The 26221-nt window shown below is 68.2% G+C and carries 24 protein-coding genes; 15 read left to right on the top strand and 9 right to left on the bottom strand.

The window, feature by feature from the left end:
• The first annotated feature begins 31 nt into the window (after nucleotides 1-31).
• Complete coding sequence (gene fdhD / locus ASF80_RS11395; protein WP_056310835.1) at nucleotides 32-922, top strand: formate dehydrogenase accessory sulfurtransferase FdhD; 891 nt, start codon at nucleotides 32-34, stop codon at nucleotides 920-922.
• On the top strand, nucleotides 912-3257 hold the full coding sequence (locus ASF80_RS11390) for an FdhF/YdeP family oxidoreductase (RefSeq protein WP_056310833.1): 2346 nt from the start codon (nucleotides 912-914) through the stop codon (nucleotides 3255-3257). The genes fdhD and ASF80_RS11390 overlap by 11 nt, the downstream gene beginning before the upstream one ends.
• 15 nt (nucleotides 3258-3272) lie before the next feature.
• Here ASF80_RS11390 and ASF80_RS11385 read toward each other — a convergent pair whose 3' ends face one another.
• The gene (locus ASF80_RS11385) at nucleotides 3273-3722 is read right to left on the bottom strand and encodes a MarR family winged helix-turn-helix transcriptional regulator (RefSeq protein ID WP_056310831.1); all 450 of its coding nucleotides are present in this window, start codon (nucleotides 3720-3722) and stop codon (nucleotides 3273-3275) included.
• A gap of 113 nt (nucleotides 3723-3835) precedes the next feature.
• On the opposite strand from ASF80_RS11385, the gene ASF80_RS11380 reads away from it, so the two are divergent.
• A complete protein-coding gene (locus ASF80_RS11380) occupies nucleotides 3836-5023 on the top strand; it encodes an MFS transporter (RefSeq protein ID WP_056310830.1) in 1188 nt (395 codons plus the stop codon).
• A gap of 86 nt (nucleotides 5024-5109) precedes the next feature.
• On the top strand, nucleotides 5110-5895 hold the full coding sequence (locus ASF80_RS11375; protein ID WP_056312050.1) for an aldo/keto reductase: 786 nt from the start codon (nucleotides 5110-5112) through the stop codon (nucleotides 5893-5895).
• Nucleotides 5896-5938: 43 nt separating this feature from the next.
• Here the strand turns inward: ASF80_RS11375 and ASF80_RS11370 are convergent, their stop codons facing one another.
• Nucleotides 5939-6757 (bottom strand): shikimate 5-dehydrogenase, encoded by an 819-nt coding sequence (locus tag ASF80_RS11370; RefSeq protein ID WP_200934774.1) that lies wholly within the window; start codon nucleotides 6755-6757, stop codon nucleotides 5939-5941.
• A 562-nt stretch (nucleotides 6758-7319) separates the two neighbouring features.
• Between ASF80_RS11370 and ASF80_RS11365 the strand changes: the two genes are divergently transcribed.
• Nucleotides 7320-7526 (top strand): cold-shock protein, encoded by a 207-nt coding sequence (locus ASF80_RS11365; protein ID WP_042540947.1) that lies wholly within the window; start codon nucleotides 7320-7322, stop codon nucleotides 7524-7526.
• A 94-nt stretch (nucleotides 7527-7620) separates the two neighbouring features.
• Here the strand turns inward: ASF80_RS11365 and ASF80_RS11360 are convergent, their stop codons facing one another.
• The gene (locus ASF80_RS11360) at nucleotides 7621-8286 is read right to left on the bottom strand and encodes an HAD hydrolase-like protein (RefSeq protein WP_056310827.1); all 666 of its coding nucleotides are present in this window, start codon (nucleotides 8284-8286) and stop codon (nucleotides 7621-7623) included.
• A 63-nt stretch (nucleotides 8287-8349) separates the two neighbouring features.
• The gene (gene nucS, locus ASF80_RS11355) at nucleotides 8350-9045 is read right to left on the bottom strand and encodes an endonuclease NucS (RefSeq protein ID WP_056310825.1); all 696 of its coding nucleotides are present in this window, start codon (nucleotides 9043-9045) and stop codon (nucleotides 8350-8352) included.
• 107 nt (nucleotides 9046-9152) lie between these two features.
• Here nucS and ASF80_RS18920 point away from each other — a divergent pair, with 107 nt between their 5' ends.
• Entirely contained in the window at nucleotides 9153-9314 is a 162-nt protein-coding gene (locus ASF80_RS18920) for a hypothetical protein (RefSeq protein ID WP_157521040.1), read from the top strand.
• Between the two features lie 26 nt (nucleotides 9315-9340).
• Here the strand turns inward: ASF80_RS18920 and ASF80_RS11350 are convergent, their stop codons facing one another.
• A complete protein-coding gene (locus ASF80_RS11350; protein WP_082488379.1) occupies nucleotides 9341-10591 on the bottom strand; it encodes an MFS transporter in 1251 nt (416 codons plus the stop codon).
• Nucleotides 10592-10650: 59 nt separating this feature from the next.
• On the opposite strand from ASF80_RS11350, the gene ASF80_RS11345 reads away from it, so the two are divergent.
• Nucleotides 10651-11712, top strand: coding sequence for a LacI family DNA-binding transcriptional regulator (locus ASF80_RS11345; protein ID WP_056310823.1), 1062 nt, complete (start codon nucleotides 10651-10653; stop codon nucleotides 11710-11712).
• 31 nt (nucleotides 11713-11743) lie between these two features.
• Here the strand turns inward: ASF80_RS11345 and ASF80_RS11340 are convergent, their stop codons facing one another.
• Both ASF80_RS11340 and ASF80_RS11335 read right to left on the bottom strand, forming a co-directional pair.
• Nucleotides 11744-13243 carry a hypothetical protein gene (locus tag ASF80_RS11340; RefSeq protein WP_056310821.1) on the bottom strand — a complete coding sequence of 500 codons (1500 nt, stop codon included), beginning with the start codon at nucleotides 13241-13243 and terminating at the stop codon, nucleotides 11744-11746.
• A 114-nt stretch (nucleotides 13244-13357) separates the two neighbouring features.
• Nucleotides 13358-13687 carry an L-rhamnose mutarotase gene (locus tag ASF80_RS11335; RefSeq protein ID WP_056310819.1) on the bottom strand — a complete coding sequence of 110 codons (330 nt, stop codon included), beginning with the start codon at nucleotides 13685-13687 and terminating at the stop codon, nucleotides 13358-13360.
• Between the two features lie 285 nt (nucleotides 13688-13972).
• Here ASF80_RS11335 and ASF80_RS11330 point away from each other — a divergent pair, with 285 nt between their 5' ends.
• Genes ASF80_RS11330 through ASF80_RS19360 form a run of 7 tightly spaced genes read left to right on the top strand, consistent with a single transcriptional unit; the run spans nucleotide 13973 to nucleotide 21222 of the window.
• The gene (locus ASF80_RS11330) at nucleotides 13973-16915 is read left to right on the top strand and encodes a Na+/H+ antiporter subunit A (protein WP_056310817.1); all 2943 of its coding nucleotides are present in this window, start codon (nucleotides 13973-13975) and stop codon (nucleotides 16913-16915) included.
• On the top strand, nucleotides 16915-17559 hold the full coding sequence (locus ASF80_RS11325; RefSeq protein WP_082488286.1) for a Na(+)/H(+) antiporter subunit C: 645 nt from the start codon (nucleotides 16915-16917) through the stop codon (nucleotides 17557-17559). The genes ASF80_RS11330 and ASF80_RS11325 overlap by 1 nt, the downstream gene beginning before the upstream one ends.
• Complete coding sequence (locus ASF80_RS11320) at nucleotides 17556-19109, top strand: Na+/H+ antiporter subunit D (protein WP_056310815.1); 1554 nt, start codon at nucleotides 17556-17558, stop codon at nucleotides 19107-19109. The genes ASF80_RS11325 and ASF80_RS11320 overlap by 4 nt, the downstream gene beginning before the upstream one ends.
• Complete coding sequence (locus ASF80_RS11315) at nucleotides 19106-19735, top strand: Na+/H+ antiporter subunit E (protein ID WP_056310813.1); 630 nt, start codon at nucleotides 19106-19108, stop codon at nucleotides 19733-19735. The genes ASF80_RS11320 and ASF80_RS11315 overlap by 4 nt, the downstream gene beginning before the upstream one ends.
• The gene (locus ASF80_RS11310; RefSeq protein ID WP_056310811.1) at nucleotides 19732-20001 is read left to right on the top strand and encodes a monovalent cation/H+ antiporter complex subunit F; all 270 of its coding nucleotides are present in this window, start codon (nucleotides 19732-19734) and stop codon (nucleotides 19999-20001) included. Before ASF80_RS11315 ends, ASF80_RS11310 begins: the two co-directional genes overlap by 4 nt.
• Nucleotides 19998-20387 (top strand): monovalent cation/H(+) antiporter subunit G, encoded by a 390-nt coding sequence (mnhG, locus tag ASF80_RS11305; RefSeq protein WP_056310809.1) that lies wholly within the window; start codon nucleotides 19998-20000, stop codon nucleotides 20385-20387. The genes ASF80_RS11310 and mnhG overlap by 4 nt, the downstream gene beginning before the upstream one ends.
• 19 nt (nucleotides 20388-20406) lie before the next feature.
• Nucleotides 20407-21222, top strand: coding sequence for a DUF2510 domain-containing protein (locus ASF80_RS19360; RefSeq protein WP_056310807.1), 816 nt, complete (start codon nucleotides 20407-20409; stop codon nucleotides 21220-21222).
• Nucleotides 21223-21261: 39 nt separating this feature from the next.
• Here ASF80_RS19360 and ASF80_RS11295 read toward each other — a convergent pair whose 3' ends face one another.
• Entirely contained in the window at nucleotides 21262-22023 is a 762-nt protein-coding gene (locus ASF80_RS11295) for an alpha/beta fold hydrolase (RefSeq protein ID WP_056310805.1), read from the bottom strand.
• 70 nt (nucleotides 22024-22093) lie between these two features.
• Between ASF80_RS11295 and ASF80_RS11290 the strand changes: the two genes are divergently transcribed.
• The gene (locus tag ASF80_RS11290; protein ID WP_235559950.1) at nucleotides 22094-23452 is read left to right on the top strand and encodes an MFS transporter; all 1359 of its coding nucleotides are present in this window, start codon (nucleotides 22094-22096) and stop codon (nucleotides 23450-23452) included.
• A gap of 21 nt (nucleotides 23453-23473) precedes the next feature.
• On the opposite strand, the gene ASF80_RS11285 is transcribed toward ASF80_RS11290, so the two are convergent.
• Entirely contained in the window at nucleotides 23474-26134 is a 2661-nt protein-coding gene (locus tag ASF80_RS11285; protein ID WP_056310803.1) for a penicillin acylase family protein, read from the bottom strand.
• Nucleotides 26135-26221 lie beyond the last annotated feature (87 nt).

Raw genomic sequence — 26221 nt, 5'->3', positions numbered from 1 at the left:
ATCCGGCGACCTGCGAGGTACGCTCGCTCGTGTGGGGCGGATCACGACGCGGCGACCGATTCTGAAACTCACCCTCGGCGAGGGTGCGAGTCGTCGCGCCGACACGCTCGCCGTCGAGGAGCCGCTCGAGATCAGAGTCGCGGGTGCACCGCTCGCCGTGACGATGCGCACCCCGGGGCACGACGTCGAGCTGGCGGCCGGGTTCCTCGTGTCCGAGGGGATCATCGCGCAGACCTCCGACTTCCACTCCGCGATCCACTGCGGCGGCCCGGGCACCGGCGGCCAGGAGAACACCTACAACGTGCTCGACATCAGCCTCGCGCACGGAGTCGCGCTCCCTGACCCCGAGGCCGCGCGGCGCTTCTATACGACCAGCTCCTGCGGGGTGTGCGGCAAGGCGAGCATCGATGCCGTGCGCACCGTGTCGCAGCATCCGATCGCCGAGGACGACATCCGGATCGAACCGGAGCACATCGCGGCGTTCCCCGACAGGCTGCGCGCCGAGCAGGCGGCATTCGACAAGACCGGGGGTCTGCATGCGGCCGCGCTGTTCGATGTCGACACCGGCGAGATGCTCGTGCTGCGCGAAGACGTCGGTCGGCACAACGCGGTCGACAAAGTGGTGGGCTGGGCGCTGCTGAACGACAGGCTTCCTCTGCGCCGGCAGATCCTGCAGGTGTCGGGGCGGGCGAGCTTCGAGCTGGTGCAGAAGGCGGCGATGGCGGGCATCCCGCTGCTGAGTGCCGTCTCTGCTCCCTCGTCTCTTGCCGCCGAGCTCGCCGACGAGTCGGGGGTGACGCTCGTCGGTTTCGTCCGAGGACGATCCATGAACATCTACACGCACGCTCATCGGGTGCGTATCGACAACGCGGGGATCGGCACGTCCGAGCCCGCCGCGGAGGGAGCCAGCCATGCTCGATAGCCAGGGAACCTCCGGCACCGCCTTCGGACTGATGCCGGTCGAGCCGCGTCAGGGCGGGTACGGCCCCCGCGCCGATCGGGCGTGGTCGCGCAAGCCCTACGGTCACCCGGCAGCCGGGTGGGGTGCGGCGGTGTCAGTGGGGAGAGTCGTGCTGGATCAGCGCGAGCCGATCGCCGGTCCGCTCGCGATGCTGCAGATGAATCACCCGATATCGGGCTACGACTGCCCAGGCTGCGCGTGGCCCGACGATCTCGGCAACCTGAAGCTCGACATCTGCGAGAACGGCATCAAGCATGTGACGTGGGAGATGACGCGCAAGCGCGTCGATCGTCGTTTCTTCGCCGAACACACGGTCACCGAGCTCGCCACCTGGCCGGATTTCGATCTCGAGGATCAGGGGCGCCTGACCGAGCCGATGACCTACGACTCGGCCACCGATCACTATGTGCCGATCTCGTGGGACGATGCGTTCGCGCTGGTCGGTGACGAGCTCCAGAGTCTCGACAGCCCCGACCAAGCGGCTTTCTACACATCAGGTCGCCTCAGCAACGAGGCTACGTTCCTGTACCAGATGATGGTGCGGGAGTACGGCACGAACAACCTGCCCGACTGCTCGAACATGTGCCACGAGGCCTCGGGCCGGGCGCTCAAGGCGTCGATCGCCACGGGCAAGGGCACAGTCGACATGCACGACTGGGACGACTGCGACGCCCTCTTCGTGCTCGGCGTGAACGCGGCATCCAATGCTCCGCGCATGCTCACGGCGCTGGCGGATGCCGTGAAGCGCGGCGCCCAGGTGGTGCACGTCAATCCGCTCGTCGAGGCCGGCGCCACCCGCACGATCGTGCCGCACGACTTCGTCGACATGGCGCGCTTCAAGGCGACGGGCACGAGCACCATGAACCTGCAGGTGCGCCCCGGTGGCGACCTCGCACTGATCCGCGGCATGTCGAAGGTGGTCTTCGAGGCCGCTGCGGATGACCCGTCGGTCCTCGACACCGAGTTCCTCGGCGTCCTGACCCAGGGCGTGGAGGAGTACCGCGCGCTGGTCGAGGCGACGCCGTGGGCAGACCTGATCACGCAGTCGGGGCTGACGGAGGAGCAGATCCGCGCAGCTGCTGCCGTGTACCTCACGGCAGAGCGCACGATCATCAGCTGGTGCCTCGGCGTCAGTCAGCACGAACACGGCGTCGACACCGTGCGCGAGATCGTCAACCTGCTGCTTCTGCGTGGCAACATCGGCCGCCAGGGTGCGGGGCCCTCACCGATCCGAGGCCACAGCAATGTGCAGGGCAACCGCACCTGCGGCATCGACCACCGGCCGACGGATGCCTGGCTCGATCGCCTCGCCGAGGTCTGCCGCATCGATCCGCCGCGGCATCCCGGTCTCGACACCGTCCGCACCATCGAGGCGATGCATGACGAACGGGTCAAGGTGTTCGTCGGCATGGGCGGCAACTTCGTGCTTGCGGCTCCCGACACCCCGTTCACGGCGCAGGGGCTCGAGAAGTGCCGTCTCACGGTGCAGGTGAGCACGAAGCTCAACCGCAGCCACCTCGTGCACGGCGAGAAGGCGCTGATCCTGCCCTGCCTCGGTCGCACCGAGCGCGACCAGCAGACGCAGGGCCCGCAGGGCGTCACGGTCGAGGACGCGATGAGCATGGTGCACCTCTCGATGGGTCGCAAGCAGCCGGCATCCGCGTACCTCAAGTCGGAGCCCGCGATCATCGCGGGACTGGCGAAGGCGACCCTGCCGCACAGCGCCACCCCGTGGGACTGGTACGTCGGCGACTACGCGCGCATCCGTGACGTGATGGCCGAGGTGCTGCCGGGTTTCGAGGGGTTCAACGAGCTCGTGAGTGACCGGCACGGATTCCGCATTCCCCAGCCGGCGAGGGAACGGGTGTTCCAGACGCCGTCGGGCCGCGCGGAGTTCTCGCACGCGCCACTGCCCGACGTCATTCCCGAATCCGCCGAGACCCTGGTGCTGCAGACCGTGCGCTCGCACGACCAGTGGAACACCACGATCTACTCGAACGACGATCGTTATCGCGGGGTGAAGAACCTCCGTGAGCTCGTGTTCCTGCACGAGGACGACATGCGTGACCGCGGTCTCGTCGAGGGCGACCTCGTCGACATCGTGTCGACGTCGAAGGACGGCTCGACTCGGATGCTCAGGGCGTTCCGCGCCGTGCCGTACGACCTTCCGCGCGGCAGTGCGGCCGGCTACATGCCCGAGATGAACGTGCTGATCGGTCGCAAGGACTTCAGCGTGCAGAGCGACCAGCCGCTGATGAAGAGCATTCAGGTGACCGTCGCGCGCGCGGCATCCTGACGCTGAACTCGGCGACTAGGCGTCGACCGTCGAGCCCTGCAGTGCGTGCACGACCGGCGCGAGCTCGGGCTGGGTCACGGCATCGCTGAGCGCGCGTTCGAGGGTGTCGTCATGGATCGGGTGCGCCTGCTCGTACAGCGCCAGGCCGGCCGGGGTGAGCTCGGTGTAGATGCCTCGACGGTCGTCGGCGCAGAGGATGCGGGTGAGCAGCCCGCGGTCCTCGAGCCGGGTCACGAGCCGTGTCGTCGCACTCGGGCTCAGGGCCGTCGCGCGGGCGAGCTGCTGCATCCGCATGTGCCAGCCGTCCTGCCTGCTGAGCGCGTCGAGCACGGTGTACTCGACGACGGAGAGTCCCACCGACGCGCCGAGCGCCTTCTCGAGATCTGCCTCGATGATGCCGTGCAGAGCGGCGAGCGTGCGCCAGCCGCGCGCCCGGATCTCGACAGCGTCGTCTGAGATGCCCACAGTGACCTCCGAAGTAGTTGCTTGCGCGGGATACTTGCGTGTGCAATGATTATCCCTCGGACGCAATATCCCGCGTCTGCAACTACTTTAGCAGAGGACCTCGGAGCACACCCATGCCACTCGGACTCATCGCACTCGCCATCGGCGCCTTCGGGATCGGACTCACCGAGTTCGTGATCATGGGCCTCCTCCCTGAGGTGGCCACCGACTTCGGGGTCACCGAGGCCACGGCGGGCTGGCTCATCTCGGGCTACGCGCTGGCCGTTGTCGTCGGCGCGCTCGGTCTCACCGCCGCCACGACGCGCCTCCCGCGCAAGCCCGTGCTGCTCGGACTCGTCGTGCTCTTCATCGCCGGCAACGCCCTCACCGCTCTCGCCCCCGACTACACGATCGCCATGATCGGCCGCATCATCGCCGCCCTGTGCCACGGCGCGTTCTTCGGCATCGGCTCTGTGGTCGCCGCCGAGCTCGTCGCCCCCGAGAAGAAGGCGCGGGCGATCGCGATCATGTTCACCGGCCTCACAGCGGCCAAAGTGTTCGGCGTTCCCTTCGGTACGTTCCTCGGCCAGCAGTTCGGCTGGCGCTCGACGTTCTGGGTGATCTCGGCCATCGGCGTGGTCGCGTTCGCCGGCATCGCGCTGCTCGTGACGGCTCCGAAGCCGACCGGCGCGCGGGTGAGTCTGCGCAGCGAGCTCCGCGCCTTCCGCTCTGGCCAGGTGTGGCTCTCTCTCGTCGTCACCGCACTCGCGTTCGGCGGAATGTTCGGCGCCTTCACCTACATCGCCTACACACTCACCGACGTCACCGGGTTCGCCGATACCGCGGTCCCGTGGCTTCTCGTGCTGTTCGGCGTGGGGCTCGTGGCCGGCAACTGGATCGGCGGACGCCTGGCCGACCGCTCCATCGACCGCACCCTCCTGATCTTCATCGCAGCCCTCGTCGTGGTGCTCGTGCTGTTCGGCTTCTTCGCGTGGTCGCAGCCCGTCACGATCGGGATTCTCGTGCTGATGGGAGCGTTCGGCTTCGGCACGGTGCCGGGTCTGCAGAGCCGCATCATGCACTACGCGGGCGGAGCGCCGACCCTCGCCTCAGGGGCGAACATCGGTGCGTTCAACGTCGGCAACGCCCTCGGCGCCTGGGCGGGCGGCCTCGGCATCTCGGCAGGACTCGGCTACACATCGCCCATCTGGATCGGTGCGGCGATCACCGCATCCGCTCTGGTCGTCATGGTGATCGCGGTGATCACGGCCCGTCACCCGTCACCCGTCACCACCGGCACCCTGCAGACCGTCGCCGCGTGACCATTCAGAACCGTAGACAGAACAAGAAGGACACAGCAGTGAGCACTCCCCTCATCCCCACCGTCACCTTGAACAACGGCATCGAGATGCCGCAGCTCGGCTACGGCGTGTTCCAGGTGCCGGATGCCGAGACGACGGCCGCCGTCGCCGCGGCCCTCGAGTCCGGATACCGCAGCATCGACACCGCGGCGATATACGGCAATGAGGCGGGTGTCGGCCGCGCGCTCCGCGAATCGGGCATCGACCGGAGCGATCTCTTCGTGACCTCCAAGGTCTGGGTCGCCGACCACGGCTATGACGCCGCGCTCCGCGCTTATGACGAGTCGCTCGAGCGCCTCGGCCTCGACCACCTCGACCTGTACCTGATCCACTGGCCCACGCCCGCGCTCGGAACGTACGCCGAGACGTGGCGGGCCCTCGAGAAGCTCTACGCCGACGGGCGCGTGCGCGCGATCGGTGTGTCGAACTTCGAACCCGAGCACCTCGAGCGGATCGCCTCTGACAGGGGCATCGTGCCCGCCGTGAACCAGGTCGAACTGCACCCGGCGCTACAGAACCGCGCGGTCGCCGCGGCGAACACCGAGCGGGGCATCGTCACGGAGGCGTGGAGCCCGCTCGCGCAGGGCGCCGTGCTCGGTGACGCCTCCGTGGTCGAGATCGCCGACCGCCACGGCAAGACGCCCGCACAGGCGGTGCTGCGCTGGCATCTGCAGCAGGGTCGTGTCGTCATCCCGAAGTCGGTGACCCCGGCGCGCATCGCGCAGAACCTCGACGTGTTCGATTTCGTGCTGGGCGCGGAGGAACTCGCGACGATAGATGCTCTCGAGCGCGACGGTCGCACAGGACCGCACCCGGCCGAGTTCAACGGCTGAGTCGATCGGCCGCTGAGCCGATCGGGTCGTGCGGGCGCGGTGCTTACTGCGCCCGCATGAACTCCTCGGCGGCCGCGACCTGCTCGGGGGTCGGGCGGATGCCGGTGTAGAGCACGAACTGCTCGAGCGCCTGCAGGGTCGCGACCTCGGCTCCCGTGATGACGGTCTTGTCAGCCGCCCGCCCCGCCGCGATGAGCGGGGTCTCGGCAGGGAGAGCCACGACGTCGAACACGACGGATGCCGCGGCGATCTGCGCGGTCGAGAACGACACGGTGTGCTCGTCGGCGCCGCCGGCCATGCCGATCGGGGTGATGTTGACGATCACGTCGGCGGTGACAGCCTCCGCATCCGCCGTCCAGTCGAACCCGTAGAGGTCGGCGAGACCGCGGCCGCGCTCTTCGTTGCGCGCCGCGATCGTGACCCGCGAGAATCCGGCGTCGCGGAAGGCGGCGGCTGTGGCCTTCGCCATGCCGCCGGAACCGCGCAGGAGCACGGATGACGACGGATCGAGCGTGTTCCGCTCGATCAGCTGGGCGATGGCGCTGTAGTCGGTGTTGTATGCGGTGAGCACACCCTCGTCGTTCACGATCGTGTTGACCGAGTCGATCGCCGTCGCCGACGGGTCCATGCGGTCGACGAGTGCGATGACGTCCTCTTTATACGGCATCGAGACCGCGCATCCACGGATGCCGAGACCGCGAACGCCGGCGATCGCCTGCCCGAGGTCGGTGGGTGCGAACGCCTTGTAGATCCAGTTCAGCCCGAGCTCCTCATAGAGGAAGTTGTGGAAGCGGGTTCCGTTGTTGCTCGGGCGCGCGGACAGCGAGATGCACAGCGTCATGTCTTTGTTCAGCATGGTCACCGACCCAGGCTACTCGCGGAATCTCCGCGCGACCGGGCGAAAGGCCTTCACCGATATCGCCCGAGGTCAACCCCCATGGCGTCGCGGAGCAGGCTCCCCTAGTGTGAAGGTGCGTGCACAGGGGATTGATCGTCTCCGTCCACCCCAGATGACGGGCTGCCTTCCCCAGAGGCAAAGGCGATCCGTGCACGCGATTGGGCCCTCTCGAGCGGTTCCGTCCCCAACGGGCTGCTCGAGAGGGCCGCTGATCGCCCGTCTTTCGACTTTTTTCCGATTTGTCCCCCATATGGGGGACAAAAGGGTGCCGGAGGGGTTAGGCTGGAATCTGACGCACCCTCCGGTCGTCTTCGGCCCTCATCGCTCCCCCCGCGGTGAGGGCCACACCATTTTTTCGGGCCCTCTCGATGCAGAGACGCGTGCCTCGTGTGTGACCGACGGTTACCGCTCATGCAACATTTGGGTTACGGGCTGACCTCGGGACTTCCGCTCAGCGCGTGCTCCACTAGCGTGGAGCACGTCGGGGCATCCTGCGTCGGCTTCTTTCCAGCAGAACAGGCAGTACATGAGCACCCAGGGCACGGTTAAGTGGTTCAACTCGGAGAAGGGCTTCGGCTTCATCTCCCCCGACGACGGCGGCGCTGACGTTTTCGCGCACTACTCCGCCATCGAGTCATCCGGCTACCGCTCTCTTGAAGAGAACCAGCGAGTCGAGTTCGACGTGGCGCAGGGCCCCAAGGGCCTGCAGGCTGAGAACATCCGTCCGCTCTGAGAGCGGACGTCAATAGAACTCCCTGACCGGGGGTCCGCACTCGTTGCGACCTCCGGCAGGGAGTTCTGTGCTTTCCGGCGGCTGGCCTCGGTAGTCAGCTGAGAAGCAATGCGCGCAGCTCATCGGGGGATCCGGCGCGGAACGCGGCCTCATCGCCTTCGTGCGTGTCGCTGAAGCCCCACTCGACGAAGATCACCGGAACGCCGTTCGCGTTGCCGCCCTCGACGTCGTGGTGCCGGTCTCCGATGAGCACCGGTCGCGACACGTCTGCGCCGCGCTCGGCGAGACGGCGCAGTGCCTCGGCGACGATGTCGGTCTTCGATGCGAGGGTCGATTCGTCGGGAGTCGCACCGACGGTCGTGAGGAAGTACGGGCGCAGCTCGAAGAAGTCGATGATCGCGTCGACCTGGATCTCGGGCTTCGAGCTCGCGGTCGCCTGGGGCACGCCGGCGGTGTGCAGATCTCGGATGATCTCGGGCACGCCGGGGTAGGTCGCGACATCGGTCGTATAGCCGTCGGCCTTGCCGAGCGTGCGATAGAAGGTCACGGCCTCGGCGGACTCCTCCGGCGTCATCCCGGCCTGCGCCTGGAACGACTCGAACATCGGCGGGCCGATCCAGTGCACCAGCTCCTCGCGCGTCGGCGCCGGGTGCCCGAAGTGGGTGAGGGCGACGTTCAGACGACGGAGGATGCCGACCGATGCGTCGGCGATGGTGCCGTCGACGTCCCAGAGCACGCAGGAGTAAGGGGAAGAAGCCATGCCTTCCAGCCTATGGGCAGTGCACGGTGCGACCGACCGCGATGAACATCTGTGCAGCTCGCCTCAGAAGAGGCGGGGGATGCCGGACTCGATGCCCTTCATGTCGTCGTAGTCGAGCACGAGGCAGCGGATGCCGCGATCCTCGGCGAGCACGCGCGCCTGAGGCTTGATCTCCTGCGCGGCGAACACGCCCTGCACCGGGGCGAGATGCGGGTCGCGACCCAGCAGCTCGAGGTAGCGGGTGAGCTGCTCGACGCCGTCGATGTCGCCACGGCGCTTGATCTCGACGGCGATGGCCGCGCCGTCGGCATCCCGCACGAGGAGGTCGACCGGTCCGATCGCCGTCGGGTACTCGCGCCGCACCAGCGTCGCGCCGTCGGAGATGCGCTCGACCTGCTCGGCGAGAAGCCGCTGCAGGTCGGCTTCGACGCCGTCTTTCTGCAGACCGGGGTCGATGCCGAGCTCGTGAGTGGTGTCGTGCAGGATCTCGTAGATCTGCACCCGCAGCGCATCGCCGGTCTTCTTGTGTGTGACGCGCCAGACCTCGGTGACGCCGGCGATCGACTCCTCCTCACCGGGTTCCTCGGAGGCGAGGGAGCACGGCGGGCTCATCCAGTTCAGCGGCTTGTAGCTGCCGCCGTCGGAGTGCACGAGCAGACTCCCGTCGCCCTTGTGCACGAGCAGACGTGTGGCGAGCGGGAGATGAGCATTGAGCCGCCCGGTGTAATCCACGGAGCAGCGGGCGATGACGAGACGCACCCGTCGAGCCTACTTCGTCGGGCGGACTCCTTCTGCTGTACCGGGGTGCGGGAGTCCGAGTGACTTGGCATTCCGCCATGTCACGTCGGCTCGGTCATGATCGCAGCATGACGATCTCGATCACCACAGCGGCCATGGTTGCGACCTCTACCGGCTTGCTGGGACTGGTGTTCGGCCTCGGCGCTGCCGTGTCCTATCTCGACTCGAAGTTCGCGCGTCTCGAATCTCGAATCGAGCGATTGGCTGACCATGCCGATCGGCGGAGCTGAAGCTCAGTCTTGATCCCGTCTGTTCATCAGACCTCTCTCGTCACCGCGACGGGCGGCGTCGACATCTCGTCCTGGCGCAGCGGGCGGGCGGCACCCGAGAACAGACCCGAGAGGACGACGAGGCCGACCAGGATGAACAGGGTGTTGAGCAGGCCGATGTGCTCGCTGATGAAGCCGAGCACCGGCGGGCCGCCCAGGAACGAGATGTAGCCGATCGTCGCCGCAGCGCTCACCCGAGCGGCAGCCTTGGCGGGGTCGTCCGCTGCGGCGGACATGCCGAGCGGGAAGCCGAGCGATGCGCCGATCCCCCACAGTGCCGCACCCGCGAAGACCAGCGGGAGGTTCGGGGCGAGGATGAAAAGCAGGATGCCGGATGCCGCGGCCACCGCGAGGATGCGCAGCACCGCCACGCGGCCGAATCGATCGACGAGGGGCCCGCCGAAGACGCGCACGACGGTCATCGCGACCGAGAACGTGGCGAGGGCGGCTGCGCCGAGCGCGGTCCCTCCACCGTGGTCCTCGGCCACTCCGAGCGCGAGCCAGTCGTTGGCCCCACCCTCGGCGAAGGACATGCCGAGCATCACCACGCCGATCGCATACGTGCGAGGTTCGCGCCAGGCCGAGAGCGCGACGTGCATCCGGTCCCGCCAGTGCGGCTTCTCGCCGTCGTCTCCGCTCGGATCGAGCGCCTCCTCGCGACGGGGGACGCTGGCGATGCTGACGACACCGATGGCGGCGATCAACACCGCGATCACGAGGGTGTGCGTGAAGACGTCGATCCGCAGCTGTGCGGCGAGGGCTCCGAGTCCGGCCCCGATGACGGTGCCGAAGCTGAAGAAAGCGTGGAAGAGCGGGAGGATCGTCTTGCCCGAGTGCTGCTCGATCGCGGTGGCCTCGACGTTCATCATGACGTCGACGCACCCGTTGCCGAGGCCGAAGAGCACGAGGCCGATGAGCACGACGGCATAGGAGCCGAGCACGTTCGCTCCGATGCCGATCAGTGCCACACCCGAGGCGAAGGTGAAGATCGACACCATCATGCCGAGGCGCGCGCCCGTGCGCGCCATGATCGCGGGGCTGGTCGAGATTCCGATGATCGACGCGATTCCCGCGCCGAGCAGCAGCATGCCGACCTGCGCCTTGTCGACCTCGAGCGCGAGCTTGATGTCGGGGACACGCGATGCCCAGGTGGCGATCGACAGACCGCTGGCGAGGAAGATCGCGAAGATCGCCGTGCGCCAGCGCACGTACTGCGATCGGGAGAGAGCCGTGTCCATGATCGACAGCATATCGAATCGATTCGATACGAGGGAAGCGGGGGAGCTATCCTCGGAGTATGACGAGTCATGAGACCACGCGCCGCGCGACGATCGCCGACGTCGCACGCGCGGCGGGCGTGGCGACGTCGACCGCATCCGTCGTGTTCAGTGGCAAGGCGAATGTCGCACCGGCCACACGTGAGCGGGTGCTCGCGGTCGCTGCCGAACTCGGCTACGCCGGACCTGACCCGCGTGCCGCCTCACTGCGCCGAGGACGCAGCGGCATCGTCGCCGTGGTGCTCGAGGGCCACCTGCGGGCGGCGTTCCTCGACCCGGTGACCACCGCGATGATGGACGGTCTCACCGACGGGATGGCCGACCTGAGTGCGGGCATCCTGCTCATGCGCGACGAGCCAGGCGACGACGGATCGTCGCTCTCGAACGCGCCGGTCGATGCGGTCGTGCTGATCGGATGCTCCGGCCGCACCAAAGCCTCGCTTGACATCGTGCGCAGCCGTGGTCTGCCGGTCGTCGTGATCGAGGGCGATGCGGGCGAGGGGATCCCGAGGATCACCCTCGACAACACCGCGGCGGCCGCAGATGTCGCCCGTCATCTGCGCGACCTGGGGCATCGCGACGTCGCCCTCGTCACTCTGCCCCTCGACACCGGACGAGAGAGAGGCCCCGTCACGCGGGAACGCATCGACTCCGCGACCGTCGACGTCACGATCGACCGCCTCGCCGGCATGCGCGAGATCTTCCCTGATGCGCCGGCCATCTCGGCGGGCGGCAGCCTGATCGACGAGGGTCTTCTCGCCGGACGCATCCTGCTGGCGGATGCCGAGTCTCGGCCGACGGCCGTCCTGGCTCAGAGTGACCTCCTCGCGGTCGGGATCGTCCGCGCGGCCGAGGAACTCGGCCTACGGGTGCCCGAAGATCTGTCGGTGGCCGGATTCGACGGCATCGCCGCCGACGGCCTCGGCGATCTCGTGCTCACCACCAGCGTGCAGCCCGCTGTCGAGAAGGGGCGTGCGGCAGGCGAGCAGGTCGCCCGGATGCTGCGTGGCGAGCCCGGCCTGACGCTGCACCTCACGTGTCGGTTCCGAGAGGGCACGACCACCGCGCGGCCGTCGCGCTGATCCACGGGCGCCCGGCCTCTGCGGCCTCTGATCAGGAGTGTGGCGGGCCGAGCGGCAGGGTCTGCGTGCCGAAGTCGAGGATGGAGTAGCGACCGCAGTCGACCACCTCGTCGGGGGTGATCGATCGCGGGAGATCCCAGGGCACGGTCTGGGAGTCCTCGACGAGGAACGAGACCTCTCCGATCGCGAAGTCGGTGCGATTCACCAGCCAGGCATAGCCGTTGAGCTGATGGTCGACCTGCACCAGCTGCGAGGGATCCTCGAGGTGCAGCTTCGGCAGCCGTACGGTCCAGAACTGTCCGGCGCCGGCGCGTCCCGAGGCGTCCACCCAGTCGGTGACGCAGGCGAGATCGGGGTCGGGCTGCTGCGCGGCATCCGCGAGTCGAGGGATGCTCAGGCCGCCGCCCACGACCAGGAGGACAGAGGCGACGGCCGCGACCGGACGGCGCAGACGGGTCGGAACGCTCAGCACCCGCGGCACCGCGACAAGGGCGAGTATCGGAGCGAAGACCGCGGGCTGGAGGTAGCGGGCCGCGTGAGTGCCCAGTGCCACGGCGCCGACGACCACGATGAGAGGGGCTGCCCATGCAATCGCAGCGACCAGGCGCGCCCCGAGCCCAGCGGCGCGCACGGAGAGAACGCCCCCGAGCCCCACGAGCGCAGCGATGAGCAGCAGCGCGACGAGTCCGAGTGGGCTGTGAAGGCGCTCACCGAGGAGCCGTCCGTAGTACTCGACCGACTCCTGCCAGTGCTCGGGCTGCGCGTATCCGGCGCCTGTGTTCGCGATCCATGCCGCAAACGGAATGCGTGCGAAGAAGCCGATCGCGGTGGCACCGACGAGCACCGCCAGAAGACCCAGGATGCGAGCGCGCCGGGTCGTGCGCAGTGCGACGGCGACCAGGACGAGGGCCAGCGGCAGCGTCGCCCAGACAGCGAACAGCGGGTTGGAGAGCGTCGCCACGATCGCGATGGCGCTGAGCGCGCCCATCGCCCACAGGCTGAGCCCAGGTCGGTCGAGCATGCGCCGCACGATGCCGATCGCCAGCACCACGGTGACGACCGTCGCGGAGTAGTAGGTGGTGGTCAGGTGCAGCGACGCGAGTTCCAGCGCGTCACGCGACGCCGACGTCTCGGTCATCGCCAGTATCGCGAACGCCGCCAGCGCGACGATCGACCAGGCGACGGGCGCCGCGCCTGACCGGGCCCGCCCCGCTGTCAGGCGGATCGCACCGTAGAGCGCCAGCAGGTTGAGGGCCGCGCTCACCGCGAAGAGTCCATTCGCCCCGAGGGCCGACGTGGCGTCGAGCGCTGCGAACGCGCCGGTCTCGGGCAGGAAGAGCACGCTCGACATCGCCCAGTCGAGCGCGTCTCCGGACAGAAGGGATCGCGCGAGCATCGCGACGATCAGCGAGTCGCCGTCACGGAACAGCAGCTCGGCGCGGGCGGATGATGCGACCGTCGCTGCGGCGATCAGCGACACGGCGGTGGCGGCCAGCCACCCCGTCAGCTCCCGCACCCATGCCCGTGCCACGGAGCTACTCTGCCACGGCCCGCGCACGTTCGAATCGCGCAAATGGCGGCATCCGGATTCGATTCACGACCATTTGCGCGATTCGAACGGTTCGGTGAGCCGGTCGGCAGACGGTCAGGAGGACGTCTGAGCCCTGAGGTCCCAGATCTGCTCGAGTGGGGCCGTGCCCTCATCGCCGTCCGCGTCGCGAAAGACCTCGACGAACCGGCCGATGTCGGCCTGCCACGCGTGATCGGCGGGGTCATCCTTCAGCGCCTCGACCGCGGCATCCCAGTCGTCGCAGTCGACGAGGTGGAACAGGCGGTGGCCCGACCGCCAGATGGTCCAATCGTGGATGCCGATGCGGGTGAACGTCGCCGCGAGCGCGTCCGGGATGCGCGCGTGATTCGTGCGGTAGCCGTCGACCGCGCCGTCGCGGATCTCGGAGTGCAGGGCGATGCGCATGAAGAGGCCTCTCGTCGGTCGTGGAGGCGGAGGGAGATCGCGACGGGGTCGCGGCAACCGCCACATCGACCAGGATCCCACCGTGGGGCCTCGCAGCAGTCGATGAACGCATCCGAATGACCTGATCACGGGTTTCGAATCGCGCAAATTGCCCGAAATGCCGGGGGGAATCAGCCATTTGCGCGATTCGAAAGCGACATCATCGACCCGGAATGCCGGAATCGCAAGGTAAACTAGGTAGCGACACCCGCACCCCCGGCCGACGAGCTTCGAGGAGCCGCGTATATGCTGACGCTCCTCGCCGTGTTCCTACTCGGGTCCATCGTGATGCCCGTGCTGGTGCGCTGGCTGGGGTCCCAGGCATTCGCCATCGCGGCTCTCATTCCCGCAGCGGCATTCGTCCACGCGCTCGTCCTCACCCCGCAGGTGCTCGACGGGCCGACGCCGTTCGTGTCGGTCGAGTGGATCCCGCAGCTCGGGCTCAACCTGTCGATGAACATGGACGTGCTCGGCTGGGTGCTCACCCTGATCGTCACGGGCGTCGGTGCTCTCGTACTGCTCTACTGCCGCTGGTACTTCCACGACGACTCGGCGGGGATCGGCCAGTTCGCGGCCGTCCTGCTCGGGTTCGCCGGCGCGATGTACGGTCTCGTCCTGACCGACGACCTGGTCATGCTCGTCATGTTCTGGGAGGTGACGAGCATCCTCTCGTACCTCCTGATCGGGCACTACCGGCGCCGCGCGGCCAGCCGACGTGCGGCTCTGCAGGCGCTCTTGGTCACCACCCTCGGCGGACTCGTCATGTTCGTCGGCGTCGTACTGCTCGTGGTCGACGCCGGCACCTCGAGCATCCGCGAGATCCTCGAGCTCGCCCCGACCGGGCCCATCGTCGACGCCGCAGTGGTGATGCTCCTGATCGGAGCCATAAGCAAGTCGGCGATCTTCCCGTTCCACTTCTGGCTGCCGGGAGCCATGGCCGCGCCCACGCCGGTGAGCGCGTACCTGCACGCGGCGGCCATGGTGAAGGCGGGCATCTACCTGATCGCGCGCTTCGCACCGATCTTCGCGTTCACCGGCCCCTGGCGGCCGATCATCATCTCGCTGGGAATCGTGACGATGCTCATCGGCGGCATCCAGGCGCTGCGCGAGACCGACCTCAAGCGCATCCTCGCGTTCGGCACCGTGAGCCAGCTCGGGTTCTTCTCGATCGTGATCGGCTACGGCACGCAGGCGAGCGCCCTCGCGGGGCTCGCGCTCGTGATCGGGCACGCGTTGTTCAAGTCGGCGCTGTTCCTGATCGTCGGCGTGATCGACCGACAGCTGTCGACCCGTGACATCGATGAGCTGAGCGGAGTGGGCAGACAGGCCCCGGTCATGGCGACCGCGGCATTCATCTCGGTCGCCTCGATGGCCGGTATCGCTCCGACCATCGGCTTCGTTGCGAAGGAGTCGACGCTCACCGCACTCCTCGACGACGCCATGCACGGCTCTCCGTGGGGTCTCGTCGCGATCATCGGCGTCAGCCTCGGATCCATTCTCACTGCGGCATATGGCATCCGCTTCCTCTGGGGAGCCTTCTGGAAGAAGCGGGATGCCGTCGGCGACCGCCTGCCGGACACCGCCTGGCCCGACCCGCCCGTCGGCTTCCTCTCGGCACCGATCATCCTCGCCGGCATAACCCTCGCGGCCGGAATCGGCGCGCCCGCGCTCGACACCGCCCTGCAGGGGTATGCGCTGACCGCGACCCCCGGGCTCGATCCCGAGGGCGTCGCGGCGGAGGGCCCAGGACACCTCGCGCTCTGGCACGGGCTCGAGCCGGCGCTCGGCATCTCGATCCTCTCGATCCTTCTCGGTGCGGGACTGTTCCTCCTCACCGTGCGCACCGGATGGGATCGCAAGGCGCGCCTCATCCGCTTCACCGCGGCAGACGTCTATTACCTGGTGATGCGCGGAATCGACCGCCTCTCGGTGCTCAGCACCACGCTGACCCAGCGAGGCTCTCTCCCCGTCTACGTCGGCACGATCTTCGTCGTGTTCGTGGCGGCCGAGATCACCGCACTGCTGGCCAGTGACATCGACCGCTTCCAGCTCTCGGCATGGCACACGCCGGCCCAGCTGGTCGTTGCCCCGATGATGGCGGCCGCAGCCGTCATGGCCGTGCGCGCGCAGAAGCGCTACACCGGTGTCGTGCTCGTCTCGATCACGGGTCTCGGCATGGTCGTGCTGTTCGCGACGAGCGGCGCCCCCGACCTGGCGCTCACGCAGATCCTCGTCGAGACGGTGACCATGGTCACGTTCGCCCTCGTGCTCCGGCGCCTGCCGGCGCGGATGGGCGAGCACAACGCATCCGTCGGTCGCATCCCGCGGGCACTCCTCGGTGTCGGCGTGGGCCTCACGATGGCCCTCGTCGCGATCGTGGCGACGCAGTCGCGCGTCTCCGATCCGATCTCCGAAGCGTTCCCCAAGCTCGCGTACGAGATCGGTCATGGCAAGAACGTCGTGAACGTCGCGCTCGTCGACCTCCGCGGGTGGGACACGATGGGCGAGCTCTCGGTGCTCGTGCTGGCCGCCACCGGAGTCGCATCGCTGGTGTTCGTCACGCACCGGGCCGACATGCTCTCGGCGACGAAGACGCTGCCCAAGGCCCGCCGCCGTCGCACGCTCAGCCGCCCCCTCGTCGAGACGACCGAGGGTGTGCGCTTCCAGACCTCCGAGAACGAGAGCAGCCCTCGCGCCTGGCTCGTCGGCGGTCAGCGGATGAAGCCCGAGAATCGGTCGATCCTCCTCGAGGTGATCGTCCGCATCCTGTTCCACACGATCATCGTCGTGTCGATCTTCCTGCTGTTCTCCGGACACAACCTCCCCGGCGGCGGCTTCGCCGGCGGACTCGTCGCCGGAATGGCCCTCGTCATGCGATACGTGGCCGGCGGGCGCTGGGAGCTCGGAGCGGCCGCGCCCACGGATGCCGGTCGACTTCTCGGCACCGGCCTCATCCTCGCCGTCGGCACCGCCGTCGTGCCGCTGTTCTTCGGCATGGCCCCGCTCACCAGCACATTCTGGGAGTGGGAGATCCCGGGCATCGGGCATATGGAGTTCGTCACCTCGACGATCTTCGACATCGGCGTATACCTCGTCGTGATCGGTCTCGTGCTCGACGTGCTGCGCAGCCTCGGCGGCGAGGTCGACCGCCAGGCGCAGGAGTTCCGCGAGCGGGGGGTGACCATCTGATGGATGTCTCCCTGACCCTGATCGTGATCATGGCCGTGCTCTTCGCCTGCGGCGTCTACGCGATGCTCGAGCGCAGCCTGACCCGCGTGCTGATCGGATTCCTCCTGCTCGGCAACGCCACGAACATCCTGCTGCTCATCGTGATGGGCGTTCCGGGCAATGCGCCCTTCTTCGGCACCGAGGGCGAGCTCAGCGATCCGCTTCCGCAGGCCCTCACGCTCACAGCCATCGTGATCACGTTCGCCGTCTCGGCGTTCCTCCTGGCGCTCATCTACCGCTCCTGGCAGCTGGGCCAGGCCGACACCGTCGAGGACGACGAGGCCGACATCGCGCTCCGCGAGCGCACCGATGCCGACGAGGATCTCATGGACGACGAGGCCGACGCCGCCGACGACGAGGCCACCACCGACTTCGTGGGCGTGCAGACGGCACCGATCACCGTGCTGCACATGCGCGACCACCCCGCGATCCACGACGACGCGCCCACCGATCGCCCGACCGCCCCTCGTCCTGCGCCCGCGGCGGCAGAGCCGGAGCCGGACGCGGATGCCGCCGCATCCACTCTCGCCCACGAATCGGCTCCGCCCGAGGACGACGAGCACGGCGAATCGGACGACACGACAGACGGGGAGGACCGCCGATGAGCGCCCTCGTCCCGCTGCTCGTCGCGCTGCCGCTGCTCGGTGCCGCAGTCACGCTGATCTTCGGCCGCAACCCCCGACTTCAGGCGTTCGTCACGGTCGCGACCCTCGCGATCGTCTCGGTCATCGCCGCGGTGCTCCTGGTGGTCGTCGACGCCGGGGCTCCACTCGCGGTCTCGGTCGGCGGCTGGCCGGTGCCGTTCGGCATCGTGCTCTACGTCGACCGGCTCGCCGCTCTCCTGGTGCTCATCTCGAGCATCGTGCTGCTCGCGGTGCTCCTCTTCTCGATCGGTCAGGGCGCGGCAGACGGCACCGACGAGACACCGATCTCGATCTTCAATCCGTCGTACCTCATCCTCGCCGCCGGAATCTTCAACGCGTTCATCGCGGGCGACCTCTTCAACCTGTACGTCGGATTCGAGATCCTGCTCGTCGCGTCCTACGTGCTGATCACATTGGGCAGTACCGAGTCCCGCATCCGCACAGGCGCCGTCTACATCGTCGTGTCACTGGTCTCGTCGATCCTGTTCCTCGCCTCGATCGCGATGATCTACGGAGCCCTCGGCACCGTGAACATGGCGCAGATCGCCGAGCGCATGACCGAGCTCCCGCAGGAGACGCAGCTCGTGCTGCACCTCATGCTGGTGATCGCATTCGGCATCAAGGCCGCGATCTTCCCCGTCTCGTTCTGGCTGCCCGACTCGTATCCGACGGCGCCGGCTCCGGTCACCGCGGTCTTCGCCGGCTTGCTGACGAAGGTCGGCGTGTACGCGCTCATCCGCACCGAGACGCAGCTGTTCGCCGACAACAGCATCGACACCCTGCTGCTGATCATCGCGCTCGCGACCATGATCGTGGGAGTACTGGGCGCCGTCGCGCAGGCGGAGCTCAAACGAATCCTCTCGTTCACGCTCGTGAGCCATGTCGGCTACATGATCTTCGGTCTCGCGATAGCGACACCGGCCGCGATCGGCGCCACGGTGTACTACATCGTCCACCACATCATCGTGCAGACCACCCTGTTCCTCGCCGTCGGTCTCATCGAGCGTCGAGCGGGCAGCACGTCGATCCTCAGGGTGAAGGGACTGCTCAAGGTCGCGCCGGTGATCGCCGTGCTCTACTTCATCCCCGCGATCAACCTCGGTGGACTCCCGCCGTTCTCCGGATTCATCGGCAAGTTCGCGCTGTTCGAGGCGGCGGCATCCGTCGGCACGCCTCTGATGATCGTGCTGATCGCCGGCGGTATCGTCACCTCGCTCCTCACCCTCTACGCGCTGATGCGTGCGTGGAACCTCGCGTTCTGGCGCGAGGAGGAGGACTCGGCCGAGACCGAAGGACGCATCTCGTACCTGGGCAACGCCCCGGCGGCCGACGAGCAGCAGGAGCGTCGCCGCATCCCCAGGATCATGACCGTCGCGACGGCTGGGATGGTCGGGGTCACCGTGGCGCTGACCGTTTTCGCCGGACCGCTCTACGCGCTGTGCGACCGCATCGGTGAGGCGCTGCTCGACCCGGTGAGCCTCATCCAGCTGGAAGACGAGGTGGAGGGATGAGCCCCACCGAGACCGGCCGTCATTTCTGGCGCGACATCCGCGTGCAGCTTCCGTTCCTCGCGTGGCTGGTCGTGCTGTGGATGCTGCTGTGGGCGCAGTTCACGGTGCTCGCGTTCCTGTCCGGGCTCGTCGTCGCGGTGTTCGTCACTCGCGTCTTCCGACTGCCGACGGTCGAACTCTCGGGGCGCATCAACGTCTGGTACGCCGCGCTCCTGGTCGTCCAGTTCCTGTTCGCGGTGTTGCGGGGCGCACTCGCGGTGACCGTGCAGGTCTTCGACTTCCGGCGCCAGCCCGGGGCCGCGATCATCGCCGTGCCGCTCAAGTACGCCGACGACCTGATGATGACCCACGTGTCGGTCGTGTCGTCGCTGGTTCCAGGGTCTCTCGTCGTCGAAGCCGATCGCGATCGCCAGGTGCTGTACCTGCACGTGATCGGGGTGCGCAGCCTGGCCGACGTCGAGAAGCAGCGCGAGGGTGTGCTCCGCTGGGAGCGCAGGGTCGTGCGTGCGCTCGGCGCCCCCGAGCAGTACCGTGCCCTCAAAGCGGACGAGCGTGCGGCGCGTGCCGCCTCGGTCGGCGAGGCTGCCGGTTCGGCAGGCGGGGCGAAGAAGGGCGGTGCGCGATGAACATCCTGCTGCTGGCGATCATGGTCGTCTTCGGCCTCGCGGCCATCCTGACGATTATCCGGATCGTGCGGGGCCCGTCGATCCTCGACCGCGCCGTCGCCTCCGACGTGCTGCTGACCGAGGTGATGTGCGTGCTCGGAGCCGAGATGGCGATCAACGGGCACACTCGCAACATCCCGGTGCTGCTGATCATCGCCGCGGTGGGCGTGTTCGGGTCGATCTCGGTCGCCCGGTTCGTCGCCAGAAGGGACAACACGACGCCATGAACGTATTCGGCCTCAGCATTCCCGACGGCGTCATCGACGTCGCCGTCCTCGTGCTGATCCTGCTCGGAGCCCTGCTCTGCCTCTCGGCCGCCGTCGGACTGCTCCGCTTCCGCGACGTGCCGTCACGGCTGCATGCCGCCACCAAGCCCCAGGTGCTGGGCCTCATCCTGATCTGTCTCGCGATCGCGCTGTCGCTGCGCACGGTGGGCGGGATCCTCGTCGGCCTCGCCCTGGTCGCCCCGATCGTGCTCATGCAGTTCGCCACAGCCCCTCTGTCGGCGCACATCGTGGGGCGACAGGCCTATCGCAACGGCACGACCGACGAGCGCAGCCTCGTCGTCGACGAGCTCGCAGACTCGAAGCAGACTCCTCCCGGCGCAGGCTGAGAGTCGAACAGGGGGGACGATGTCAGCACCGCAGGGATGGTACGACGCGGGCACGCCGGGTGCTCAGCGCTGGTGGGACGGCGTGCAGTGGACCGCACATGAGCGGGCGGCCGCACCGGCGACGCTGTCGATGGGCTGGTATCCGGTTCCCGGCACGACGGACGTCCGCTGGTGGGACGGCGTGATGTGGACGCCGTATCGCGTCCGCGCGGGCAAGCCGCGGCCCGACTGGCTGGCGATCGAGCCGCCGGCCATGGGAGTGGTCCTGGGCATCCTGTTCTCCGCGCTCGCCATGCTGCAGCTGTTCTCCGCGCTGATCTCACGGAGCCCCGGCAACTTCGTCTTCCCCGTGCTGCTGCTGTCGGCGGCCGTCATCTGGTTCGTCGGCGCTGCGTACTCGAGCGGCGTGCGCAAGCTCCCCGCTCCGCAGTCGGCCCCGATCGTCGACGCGGTCGTGCAGCCTCTGCCCGGCGAGGTCGAGGGGCCCGGTGCCGGGTGGTATCCGATGACGAGGCAGGTCAGCCGCTGGTGGACCGGCTCACGGTGGACTTGGTACATCGGCATGAAGTTCGGTCCTCGACCCGGGCACGCCGGGCCTCGGGGCTATCTCGCGTCGATGATCGTCGGCTGGTGCGTGGCCACGCTCGCGGTGATCGGTGTGATCGTCGCGGTGGTGGGTGGCGTCATGGCGCAGAGTCCTGTCACAGGGTTCATGATCGTGTTCGGCATCATGATCGCGGTGGTCATGGGCGGTCTCGGGGCATTCACGCTCCTGCTGACGCGGTCGCGCCGCAACGCTCTGCTTCTTCCGACGACACCTCCGCCGCTGCGCTGAGGCATCCGCCGGTGCGCTGGTGCGGCGGCGAGGCCGGGGTCAGAGCTTGTCGGCGAAGCCCTGGATCAGACGTGCGGCCGGCTCGGAGTCGCTGATCAGCGTGCCGTGACCGTGGTCGGGGATCACCCGCAGGTCGGCGCCGGGGATCTCGTCGATGATCTCCTGGCACCAGCTCATCGGCGCCAGCGGGTCGCTCTCACCGCGAAGCACGAGCACGGGCTGCTCGATGCGCGCGAACGCCTTCTCCGGCTGGTGCACGATGGTCGCCCGGATCTTGCGGATCAGGTGGGGGCCGCCGCGGAGATACTCCCTGGCGCCGCGCCAGATCACGAGGGGGCGCTCGCCGACCAGGTCGGTCAGCAGATAGCTGGCCTGCGCGGCCACGTTGCGGGCCGCCTTGTTCACCGTGGGGCCCGCGAGCACGACGCCCTCGACGAGCGACGGATGCCGTGCGGCCAGCTCCGCCGCGATCTGGCTGCCCATCGAGTGACCGATCACGACGACCGGACCTTCACCGGCATGGCGCAGGTAGGCGGCGACGAGGTCGGCGTGACGCTCCATGGTGAAGGTGCGGGTGGGTTCGGGGGCCTCGCCGAATCCGGGGAGGTCGAGCGCGATGACCCGGCCGCGCAACCTCTGCACGACGTCGAGGTAGACGCTGCGGCCCATGCCGATGCCGTGCAGCAGCAGGAACGTGTGCGCGCCTTCGCCGAAGGTCTCCGCGATCAGGGTCGCCCCGGCGTGCTCGAACTCGAGCAGCGTGACAGGTGTGCCCGTCGGGGCGAGATAGCTGGAGACCACCCGTCAACGCTAACCCATCGCATACCGGTGTCCGCGGGGACGCGTCTCGGAGCCGTGCGAGGATGAAAGGGTGTCTTCGCCCGATCCCGATCCCGACCAGGTCGGAAAGGACGGCGAGGACCCAGCCGCGACGAAGAGCTTCGTCGCCCGACTGTCCGCCGGAATGAGCGACCCGGTGCTGCGGGCGCTGGTGACGGCCACCTCGGTCTCCCGCGTCGGCCGCGGTGTCTTCCTCGCCGTCACGGTGCTCTTCTTCACCCAGGTCATCGGCCTGTCACCCGCGCAGGCCGCTATCGTGCTCGCGGTGTCGAGCGGATGCGGTGTCGTGGCGTCGTTCCTCGGTGGCTGGCTCGCCGATCGGTGGAGCGCCCGGCGCCTCGCCTTCGGCTTCGAGCTGACCGGGGGCGTTCTGCTCGCCGCCTACGCCTTCGTGGGTGACTTCGCCTCCGCCCTCCTCCTCGCGAGCCTCGCCGGCTTCTTCGACACGCTCGGCCACTCCGCGCGGTCGGCGATCATCGCCCGCGGCTTCGCCCCCGAAAGGCGCGTGCACGCCCGAGCCGTGCTCCGCACCGTGACCAACCTGGCGATCGCCGCGGGCTCCGGCATCGGCGCGATCGCCCTGGCCCTGGGAACGCCGGAGGCCTACCGCGCGGTCATCGCCTGCGCCGGAGTGATCTGCGCTCTCGGGTCGCTCCCGCTGCTGCGCCTCACCGCCGCCGTGGACGCGCCGGCCCGCGCCAGGGTCAAGGTGCTGCACACCGAGACCGGATCGATCGACACGCATGCCACGGAGGCGGCGTCCGCGGAGCGCAGGGACTGGAACCGCCGCTCGCCGTGGCGCGACCCCCGATACCTGCTGCTGAGCGGCCTCTCGGCCATCTTCGGAATGCAGTTCGGCGTCGCCGAGCTCGGAGTCCCCCTGTGGATCACCGAGAACACGAACGCGCCCGAGGCGACCTTCGCCGTGCTCCTGATCATCAACACCGCGCTGGTCGTGCTCTTCCAGGTGCGCGCCTCGCGAGGCACGCACGACGTCCGCATCGCGGGCCGGGTGACGATGATCGCCGGCTGGCTCATGGTCGCCGCATGCATCGTCTACGCACTCGCCGCGGGTCTGCCCGCCTGGGCCGCGATCGTCATCCTCATCGTGGGCATGGTCGCGCACACGTTCGCCGAGATCCTGTCGCAGGCGGGCGCCTGGGGCCTGAGTTTCGAGCTCGCCGACCCCGTGCGCGCCGGTGCCTACCAGGGTGTCTTCGGAATGGGCTTCTCGCTCGGCGCTCTGGCATCGCCCATCGTCGTGAACGCCACCGCGATCACGTTCGGATTCGCGGGGTGGGCGATGCTCGCGGGGATCTTCCTCGCCGCCGCAGTCGGCATCTGGCTGATCGCACGCCGCGCCGCGGCCTCCGAGCCGGCGCCCGCCTGAGACGCGAGCCGACGCCGGTGGCTAACCCGCCGGGGTCAGTACGAGCGTGTGCCGGGCCGCTGCATCCACTGCCGTGCGCGAGAAGGCCCAGGGCTTCTGCACGCCGGCCGCCCAGTCGGCGGTCTGATCGATGTAGTGCTCGTCGAACGCGTGCCCCGAGGCTCCGGTGAGGTGGATCCACGTCGAGGCGTCGAAGTCCGACAGGTCGATCACCATCCGCATCGAGGGCACCGTGGTTGTCGCATACGACGTGCCGAGCTCCCACCCCGTCGCGTTGACCACCGAGGCGCCGCCGCTCACGGCGAAGGGCCCGCGATTGAACAGCATCTCGATCGGGGCGATGCCCGACGAGCCGAAGGTGTCGCTGGTCAGGGTGATGGCGTGCAGATCGCCCCACCTCCAGGCGCTGACCGTGGTGCCCTGCAGGGCGGAGAGCTCGTCGTAGGCCTCTTCGGCAGACAGGGCGAGCATCTCGTCCATGCTCGACACATCCAGGGCCTGGTTGGTCCAGAGCGGATCGGCGGGGTCGTCGAGCAGGTCGGCGACCACCGTGAACAGGCGGCCCTGCCCGTCGATCGGCAGGGGCTCGTCGCGTTCGGCGAACAGGTTCTGCACGAGGTTCGACCACAGGACGTTCGCGTATGCGGCGGCAGCGGAGGATGCCTCGTTCTGCGCATCCCACGAGCGCAACAGGCCGACGGCATCCGCTGTTCCTGCCCCCTTCACCTCGACGTCGTCCATCGCGGATGCCAGGCGCTTGCCGATCCACATCTCGCTGTCCATCTGGATCTCCCGCATGTCCTCGGCGGTGAGCGGCCCGGCAGCGGCCCGTCGTTCAATCAGATGCGCGATGCGTGCCGCCCGGTAGCCGTAGTCCCAGTCTCGCGAGAGGAAGTAAGGGTAGTCGTCGGTGACGATCGCGTTGTTCGCGGTCACGATGTACCCCGAGGCGGGGTTGTACGAGACCGGCAGGTCCTCGAAGGGGATGAACCCGGTCCAGTCGTAGCTGCTGTCCCACCCGGGCTGCGGCATCCACCCGTCGCCTGCGCCCCGGATCGGCAGGCGTCCGGGCGTCTGGTACCCGATGTTGCCCTCGGTGTCGGCATAGATGAGGTTCTGGGCGGGCACATCGAACAGCGAAGCGGCGTGACGGAACTCCTCGAAGTCCTGCGCGGTGGACAGAGCGAAGATCGCTGTCGCCGCGGTGCCGGGGTCGAGCGCCGTCCACCGCAGGCTGACGGCGTACTCGGCACCGTCGCCGGCCGGTGCCGGGCTCGTCGCACCGCCGGCCGTAAGACCGGGTTCGGGGTCGTCGCCGATGGCCGTGAAATCGTCGGTCAGTCCAGAGATGATCGGGCCGTGCACCGTCGAGCGGATGGTCAACTCGATGTCATCGCCTCCGGCGACCTTGATGGTCTCGGTGCTCTCCTCGAGCGGCACGAGAGCGCCGTCGCGCCAGTACCGGTCGCCCTCGATCCGCTCGATGTAGAGGTCGGTGACGTCGGTCGTCAGGTTCGTGAAGCCCCAGGCGACCTGCTGGTTGTGGCCGATCACGATGCCGGGGAGGCCCGAGAACGAGAAGCCGCCGACATCGAACGGGCACTCGTCGGTGACCTCGCTGCACCTGAGCTGCACCTGGTACCAGACCGAGGGCAGGGACGCGCCGAGATGCGGGTCGTTCGCGAGCAGGGGCATGCCGGTGGAGGTGAGGTCGCCCGAGACCACCCAGGAGTTCGAGCCGATGCCCTCTCCGACGTCGCCGACCAGGATGCTGGCCGCCTCGATCACATCGGACGCCTCCTGCCACTCGATCGTGGTGGCGGCCTGCTGCATCTCTCCGCTGCTCTCGTCGTCGTTCTCTTCGGGGGTGAACGCGGCGGGTTCCGCATCCGTGCCGAGGGCCGGCACGGTGGAGATCTCGGGGACGATCACGGGATGCTCGTCGAACGGATAGGCGGGGTAGAGAGCGTCGAGCGTGGCCTGCGTCTCAGCGGCATCCGCAGAACCGGAGACGAGCTCCGCCGCGAGCAGCGACCGCTCGGTCTCGTCCTCGACGTTGCCGCGGAGATCCCAGGCCATCGCCTTCAGCCAGGCGACGGAATCCGCGGGCTCCCATGGCTCGGGCGCGTACTCGGGGTTCTGTATGCCCAGAACGGCATACTCGAGCGACAGCTCGGCACCGGAGCGCGATGAGAGGTAGGCGTTGACCCCGTCGGCGTAGGCCTCGTAGTAGCCGAGGGTCACGTCGTCCATGGCCTCGACCTCGGCCTCGGCGACGGTGCGCCAGCCCAGGGTGCGCAGGAACGCATCGGTCGCTGCCTGAGACTCCCCGAACATCTCGGCGACTCGACCCGCCGTGACGTGGCGGCGGAAGTCCATCTCGAAGAAGCGGTCCTGCGCGTGCACGAAGCCCTCGGCGTAGAAGAGATCGTGCGTCGAGTCGGCGGTGATGGTGGGGATGCCGCGATCGTCGCGCTGCACGGTGACCTCGGCCTCCAGGCCGTCGAGGGGCAGGGTGCCGTCGGTCTGAGGGAAGGAGCGTTGGATCGTCCAGGTGACGAAGAAGGCGGCGGCGACGGCGATCACGATGATCGCGGCCACGACGAGGAAGGCGATGCGGCCGATGCGCGCACCCAGTGAAGGGCGCGCAGGGTCGACGATCTCCAGCGAATCAGTTGTCATCTTCGAGAACTCTTTCGGGAAGGCAGGGTGGGACTCAGTCCCAGAGAGTCCCAGAGCGCGTCCCAAGGACGCACTCTGGGAATACTA

The organism is Microbacterium sp. Leaf159 (genome assembly GCF_001423615.1).
Lineage (GTDB): Bacteria > Actinomycetota > Actinomycetes > Actinomycetales > Microbacteriaceae > Microbacterium.
Note: the sequence above shows the minus strand (reverse complement) of the source record. Positions and strands in the feature narration are given on the sequence as shown.

What these genes read in the sequence shown, in the direction of transcription:
- ASF80_RS11390 (WP_056310833.1), top strand. Translation starts at nt 912, where the DNA reads ATGCTCGATAGCCAGGGAACCTCCGGCACCGCCTTCGGACTGATGCCG.
- ASF80_RS11380 (WP_056310830.1), top strand. Translation starts at nt 3,836, where the DNA reads ATGCCACTCGGACTCATCGCACTCGCCATCGGCGCCTTCGGGATCGGA.
- ASF80_RS11375 (WP_056312050.1), top strand. Translation starts at nt 5,110, where the DNA reads ATGCCGCAGCTCGGCTACGGCGTGTTCCAGGTGCCGGATGCCGAGACG.
- ASF80_RS11365 (WP_042540947.1), top strand. Translation starts at nt 7,320, where the DNA reads ATGAGCACCCAGGGCACGGTTAAGTGGTTCAACTCGGAGAAGGGCTTC.
- ASF80_RS11360 (WP_056310827.1), bottom strand. Translation starts at nt 8,286, where the DNA reads ATGGCTTCTTCCCCTTACTCCTGCGTGCTCTGGGACGTCGACGGCACC.
- ASF80_RS18920 (WP_157521040.1), top strand. Translation starts at nt 9,153, where the DNA reads ATGACGATCTCGATCACCACAGCGGCCATGGTTGCGACCTCTACCGGC.
- ASF80_RS11350 (WP_082488379.1), bottom strand. Translation starts at nt 10,591, where the DNA reads ATGGACACGGCTCTCTCCCGATCGCAGTACGTGCGCTGGCGCACGGCG.
- ASF80_RS11345 (WP_056310823.1), top strand. Translation starts at nt 10,651, where the DNA reads ATGACGAGTCATGAGACCACGCGCCGCGCGACGATCGCCGACGTCGCA.
- ASF80_RS11335 (WP_056310819.1), bottom strand. Translation starts at nt 13,687, where the DNA reads ATGCGCATCGCCCTGCACTCCGAGATCCGCGACGGCGCGGTCGACGGC.
- ASF80_RS11330 (WP_056310817.1), top strand. Translation starts at nt 13,973, where the DNA reads ATGCTGACGCTCCTCGCCGTGTTCCTACTCGGGTCCATCGTGATGCCC.
- ASF80_RS11325 (WP_082488286.1), top strand. Translation starts at nt 16,915, where the DNA reads ATGGATGTCTCCCTGACCCTGATCGTGATCATGGCCGTGCTCTTCGCC.
- ASF80_RS11320 (WP_056310815.1), top strand. Translation starts at nt 17,556, where the DNA reads ATGAGCGCCCTCGTCCCGCTGCTCGTCGCGCTGCCGCTGCTCGGTGCC.
- ASF80_RS11315 (WP_056310813.1), top strand. Translation starts at nt 19,106, where the DNA reads ATGAGCCCCACCGAGACCGGCCGTCATTTCTGGCGCGACATCCGCGTG.
- ASF80_RS11310 (WP_056310811.1), top strand. Translation starts at nt 19,732, where the DNA reads ATGAACATCCTGCTGCTGGCGATCATGGTCGTCTTCGGCCTCGCGGCC.
- mnhG (WP_056310809.1), top strand. Translation starts at nt 19,998, where the DNA reads ATGAACGTATTCGGCCTCAGCATTCCCGACGGCGTCATCGACGTCGCC.
- ASF80_RS19360 (WP_056310807.1), top strand. Translation starts at nt 20,407, where the DNA reads ATGTCAGCACCGCAGGGATGGTACGACGCGGGCACGCCGGGTGCTCAG.
- ASF80_RS11285 (WP_056310803.1), bottom strand. Translation starts at nt 26,134, where the DNA reads ATGACAACTGATTCGCTGGAGATCGTCGACCCTGCGCGCCCTTCACTG.